The 5818-nt window shown below is 70.1% G+C and carries 5 protein-coding genes and 1 pseudogene; all 6 read left to right on the top strand.

Annotation, left to right across the window (positions count from 1 at the left end):
* A partial coding sequence (locus AB0M20_RS23150) for a substrate-binding domain-containing protein (RefSeq protein ID WP_364301346.1) occupies nt 1–561 on the top strand: 561 nt, incomplete at its 5' end.
* Complete coding sequence (locus AB0M20_RS23145) at nt 558–1823, top strand: sugar ABC transporter substrate-binding protein (RefSeq protein ID WP_364301344.1); 1266 nt, start codon at nt 558–560, stop codon at nt 1821–1823. The genes AB0M20_RS23150 and AB0M20_RS23145, both read left to right, overlap by 4 nt.
* A 1-nt stretch (nt 1824) precedes the next feature.
* The gene (locus AB0M20_RS23140) at nt 1825–2754 is read left to right on the top strand and encodes a sugar ABC transporter permease (RefSeq protein WP_364301341.1); all 930 of its coding nucleotides are present in this window, start codon (nt 1825–1827) and stop codon (nt 2752–2754) included.
* Nucleotide 2755: 1 nt separating this feature from the next.
* Nucleotides 2756–3604 (top strand): carbohydrate ABC transporter permease, encoded by an 849-nt coding sequence (locus tag AB0M20_RS23135; protein ID WP_364301339.1) that lies wholly within the window; start codon nt 2756–2758, stop codon nt 3602–3604.
* Nucleotides 3605–3630: 26 nt separating this feature from the next.
* Nucleotides 3631–5160 (top strand): glucoamylase family protein, encoded by a 1530-nt coding sequence (locus AB0M20_RS23130; RefSeq protein WP_364301337.1) that lies wholly within the window; start codon nt 3631–3633, stop codon nt 5158–5160.
* Nucleotides 5160–5818: pseudogene (locus AB0M20_RS23125) on the top strand (xylan 1,4-beta-xylosidase); the annotation flags it as partial. The gene AB0M20_RS23130 and the pseudogene AB0M20_RS23125, both read left to right, overlap by 1 nt.

The raw sequence follows: 5818 nt of genomic DNA, 5'->3' as shown, positions 1-5818 counted from the left end.
CGGGGCGTGGACACGATCCGCACCCGCAACCAGCAGACCGCGGAACGACTCGCCGAGCACCTGATCGGCCACGGGCATCGCCGGTTCGCGTTCCTCGGCGACCCGGCGGGCTCGCCCGACGTGGCGGGCCGGTATGCGGGGCTGGCCAAGGCGCTGGCCCGGCACGGGATCGCCGCGCCCGTCCCCGTACCCTGCGATCTCGATCTGGACAGCGGCCGGGAGGCCGCCGCCGAGCTGTTGCGGCACCCACCGGACGCGATCGTCGGCGCGAACGACGAGGTCGCCCTCGGCGCGCACCTGGCCGCCGACGAAGCCGGCGCGACCATTCCCGGCGACGTGGCGGTGACCGGCTGGGACGACCTGATGGCGGCCCGTTTCGCCGGCCTGACCACGGTCGCGCAACCGATGCGGCTGCTGGGCGCCACCGCGGCGCGCTGGCTGCACGAGCGCATCACCGAACGCGAGAACAACGACCGGCCGGTGCCCGCGCGGCGCCGGATCCTTCCCACCCAGCTCGTCGTGCGGCGCAGCTGCGGTGCCCACCCCAAGGAGACTCGATGATGAGACGACCGATGCGGGCGCTGATCTGCGTGGCGGCCGCCGCCGCGCTGACCGTGGCGGGCTGTGGCCGGGAATCCGGCGGCGGCGAGGAACAGGCCAAGTCGGTGGCCGAGGGCAAGGCCAGCGGCGAGATCACGGTGTGGGCGATGGGCACCGAGGGTGAGAAGCTCGGCGCCTTCGCGCAAGAGTTCACCAAGGAGAACCCGGACGCGAAGGTCACCGTGACGGCCGTGCCGTGGGACGCCGCGCACCAGAAGATCGCCAGCGCGATCGCGGCGAAGCAGACCCCGGACGTGTCGATGATCGGCACCACCTGGCAGGGCGAGTTCGCCAAGTCCGGCGCGCTGGACCCGACACCGCAGGACCTGTTCAAGAAGGAGAGCTACTTCCCGGGCGCGTGGGACACCACGGTCGTCAACGACACCTCGTACGGCGTGCCCTGGTACGTCGAGACCCGGGTGATCTTCTACCGCACCGACATCGCGCAGAAGGCCGGCATCACGGGACCGCCGGCCACCTGGGACGACCTCAAGGCGATGGCCAAGGGGATGCAGGGCGCCGGCGCGAAGTGGGGGATCAACCTGCAGCCCGGCAAGACCGGCTCGTGGCAGTCGATCATGCCGTTCGCGTGGTCGAACGGCGCGAACGTCGCCGACGGCGACAAGTACACGTTCGACTCGCCGGAGATGGTCGAGGCGCTGCGCTACTACCAGTCGTTCTTCACCGAGAAGCTGGCGCCGACCGAGCTGGCCGAGGGCGCGCTGGAGCCGGGCTTCGTCAAGGGTGACATCGCCGCGTTCATGTCCGGGCCGTGGCACGTGGGCCTGATCAAGGAGCAGGGCAAGGCCGGGTTCGAGGACAAGTTCGCCGTGGCGCCGATGCCGAAGCAGAAGTCGGCGACGTCGTTCATCGGCGGCTCCAACGTCGCGGTGTTCAAGGACGCCAAGAACCGCGACGGCGCCTGGAAGTTCCTGCAGTGGCTGGCCAAGCCCGAGGTGCAGACCAAGTGGTACCAGGCGACCAGCGACCTGCCGGCCGTGCAGTCCGCGTGGAGCGACCCGGCGCTGGCCGACGACAAGTTCCTGAAGGTGTTCGGCGAGCAGCTCAAGGACGCCAAGGCACCGCCGACGTTCGCGACGTGGGAGCAGGTGTCGGCGGCGTTCGACACCGAGGCCGAGAAGCTGGCCAAGTCGGGCGAGGACCCGGCCACGGTCGCCAAGACCGTGCAGAGCAAGGCCGATTCGATCGGTACGGGCAGCTGACGTGACCGCCGTGGACGTACGCCCGGCCGCCGTGGACGCGGCCGGGCCGCCGGCGAAGAAGAAGCGCCGGTCGCTGGTCGGCTGGGGCTTCGCGGCGCCGTTCACCGCCCTGTTCCTGGTGTTCATGGCGTTGCCCGTGGTGGCTTCGCTGGTGCTCAGCCTGACCGACCTGCGTGCCACCGACCTGCGCAACCCGCTCGCGGTGAACTTCGTCGGGCTGGACAACTTCACCCGGCTGTTCAGCGACGACCTGTTCGTCAAGGCCTCGGTCAACACGCTGATCTTCGTGGTGGTCGGGGTGCCGCTGAACATCATCGTCGCGCTGGCCGCCGCGACGGCGCTGAACTCGGGCCTGCTGCGGTTCCGGGCGGCGTTCCGGGTCGGGTTCTACCTGCCGGTGGTGACCTCGATCGTGGCGATCGCGGTGATCTGGCGGTTCCTGCTCGACCCGGACGCCGGCGTCGTCGACAACCTGCTGCGGCTGGTCGGCATCGAGGGCCCGCACTGGCTGGGCAGCACCTCGACCGCACTGCCGTCGCTGATCGTGATGGCGGTCTGGCGCGGGTTCGGTTTCCTCATGGTGGTGTTCCTGGCCGGCCTGCAGGGCATCCCCGCCGACCTGTACGAGGCGGCCACCCTGGACGGCGCGTCGCGCTGGCAGCAGTTCCGCAACGTGACACTGCCGATGCTGCGCCCGACCATGCTCTTCGGCGCGGTGATCACCGGCATCGGGTTCCTGCAGGTCTTCGAGGAACCGTTCGTGATGACCCAGGGCGGGCCGCTGAACTCGACCCTGAGCGTGTCGTACCACATCTACAACCAGTTCGGCTTCGGCAACTACGGCTACGCGGCCGCGGCCAGCTACGTGCTGTTCATCGCGATCGTGGCGCTGTCGGTGCTGCAGTTCCGGCTGCTCGGGGAGAGGGACTGACATGGCCGTGGTCACCGTTTCGCAGCGGCCGAAGGACCGGGTCGCGAAGATCTCCCTGTACGTGGTGCTGGGCCTGGGCGTGCTGGTCGTGGTCGGGCCGTTCCTGTGGATGCTGCTGGCATCGGTGAAGCCGGAGGCGGAGATCCGCCAGGTGCCGCCGACGTGGCTGCCCGAGACGTGGACGCTGGAGAACTTCCGGCAGCTGTTCACCCGGCTGAACTTCCCGCTGTACTTCTTCAACTCGACCCTGGTCGCGCTCGTGGTCACCGTGGGCAACCTGCTGTTCTGCTCCCTGCTGGGGTACGCCCTGGCCAAGCTGAACTTCCCCGGCAAGCGGGCGCTGCTGCTGGTCGTGCTGGGCATGCTGATGGTGCCCGGGATGGTGCTGTTCGTGCCGCAGTTCGTGCTGGTCTCCAACCTGGGGCTGGCCAACTCGTACGCCGGCCTGATCCTGCCGTTCCTGGCCGGTCCGTTCGGGGTGTTCCTGATGCGGCAGTTCCTGGGCACCATCCCCGACGACCTGATCGAGGCGGCCCGGGTGGACGGCGCCGGCGAGTGGCGGATCTTCTTCCGGATCGTGCTGCCGCTGTGCCGCCCGGCGCTGGCGACGCTGGGCATCCTGACGTTCCTGTCCAGCTGGAACAACTTCCTGTGGCCGCTGGTCGTGGCCACCACCGAGGACAAGTACACCCTGCCGGTCGCGCTCGCCCTCTACAGCGTCGGGCAGAACCGCACCGACTTCGGCCTGCTGCTGGCCGGTTCCGTGGTCGTCGTGCTGCCGATCCTGATCGTCTTCCTGGTCCTGCAGCGGCACTTCATGCGCGGGATCGCCACCACCGGTCTGAAATAGGCCGGCACTCAAGTAGGAGCCGTGCGATGAGACGTTTGCTCGTACCCCTCATGTCGTTGATGTTGATGTTGATCTTGACGGGCGGGACCGCCGCCGTGGCGGGAGGGCAGGACCGCGCCCTGCTCGGCTACGCCCGGGACACGTGGAAGTCGCTGGTCGCGATGACCGACCCCGACACCGGCCTGGTCTCCGACAACATCACCGGCGACCTGTCCACCCCCGGCGCGTACACCTCGCCGACCAACATCGGCGGATACATGTGGTCCGCCGTCGTCGCCGACAAACTGAAGATCATCTCCGAGCGGGAGGCCCGCGCCCGCATCACGCAGACCCTGGACACGCTCGCGACGCTGCGCCACCACACCGCGTCCGGCATGTTCTACAACTGGTACGACCCGGCCGACGGCTCCGTGCTCACCACCTGGCCCGAGGACGGCTCGGTGGTGACGCCGTTCCTGTCCAGCGTCGACAACGGCTGGCTGGCCGCCGCCCTGCACGTGGTCCGCGGCGCGTACCCGTCGCTGTCCCGCAAGGTCGACCGGGTCCTGCCGCAGATGAACTTCGGCTTCTACTACAACCCGGCCGCGGTCTCGCCGATCGGCACCCGGGGCCTGCTGCGCGGCGGCTTCTGGGACACCGAGCCGCCCGGCACCTGCTCGGTGCCGCAGAACGGCGTCTGGTTCACCTGCAACCACTACGACATCACCGTGACCGAGCCGCGGATCGCCACCTACCTCGGCATCGGCGCCGGGCAGATCCCCGCCACCGCCTACTTCGACACCATGCGCACACTGCCCGACAACTGCGACTACTCGTGGCAGGAGATGCAGCCGCAGGGCTTCACCACCACCCACCTGGGCCGCACCGTCTACGAGGGCTCGTACCGCTACCGCGGCATCACCTTCGTGCCGTCCTGGGGCGGGGACATGTTCGAGGCGCTGATGCCGGACCTGTTCGTCCCCGAGGCCAAGTGGGGTCCGCGGTCCTGGGGCCGCAACCACCCGGCCACGGTCGCCGGGCAGATCGAGCACGGCCTCAATGACGCCGGGTACGGCTACTGGGGCTTCTCGCCGGCGTCCAACCCGGCCGGCGGGTACGACGTCTACGGCGTCGACGCGATGGGCATGGACACCCTCGGCTACCCGTCGGACGTGCAGAAGTCCAACTACGACGCCGGGTTCGGCGCGTGCCGCCCGGCCGGGCCCGCCCCCGACTACGGCGACGGTGTCGTCACGCCGCACGCCGCGTTCCTCGCCCTGCCCTACGCGCCCCGCCCGGCCGCCGCCAACCTCGCGCGCCTGAAGGCCAACTTCGACGCCTACGGACCGGGCGGCTTCTACGACACCGTCAACGTGGGCACCGGGCAGGTCGCGAAGCGATACCTCTCGCTCGACCAAGCGATGATCATGGGCGCGCTGGGTAACACCCTGGCGAACGACGTGATCAAGCGCGCGTTCGTGACACCTTCGTTCGAGCGGCGGGTGCGGCCACTGCTGGCGCGGGAGACGTTCAACATCCCCGCCCGTCAGGAGCTGCCCCAGTTGGGGGTTCGGTAATGACGGTGACTTCCGCCCAGCAGAGCTGGGCCGCCCTGATGGGCGCCGGCGGCGCACAGGACCGCTCGTCCCCCGCCTCGTCACCCGCCGACGCGGCGCCGGCCGCCCTGCCGGCGCCGTCGGGGGTGCGGGCGGTCGAGGGCCGCGAGCAGGTGACGATCTCGTGGGATCCGGTGCCGGGCGCCATCGGGTACGCGATCTACCGCTCCGCCTCGGCGGACGGGCCGTTCGAGGTGGCCGACTTCGGCGGCGGTGACGTGCTCGCCGTGCCGCACGGGCCGTTCGCCGACACGACCTCCGGCCGGGGCGGGTACTACGCGGTCGCCGCCCTGGCCACCGTGACCGCCCTCGGGCCGCTCTCCGCGCCGGTCGAGGTCGCCACGGCAGAAGCCGACGCGCGGGTCACCGTCCGGGTCGGGACGGCCGCGACGCCGCTGCACCGGGTGTGGCAGGCGATGGTCGGCTGCGAACACCTGAGCCACCTGCTGTCACCGGACACCACCGGCGGCCGGCCGATCGGATCCGAGTTGCGCGACGCCCTGGCCCGCGCCCACGAGGAGCTGGGCATCGAGACGGTCCGCGCACACGGCATCCTGTCCGACGACCCGGCCACCGTCGACGCGGTCTACGACGAGATCCTGAAGCTGGGCTACCGGCC

The organism is Actinoplanes sp. NPDC051633, from assembly GCF_040681735.1.
In the GTDB taxonomy this organism is placed as follows: Bacteria; Actinomycetota; Actinomycetes; order Mycobacteriales; family Micromonosporaceae; genus Actinoplanes.
This window is presented reverse-complemented; position numbering and strand designations above follow the sequence as displayed.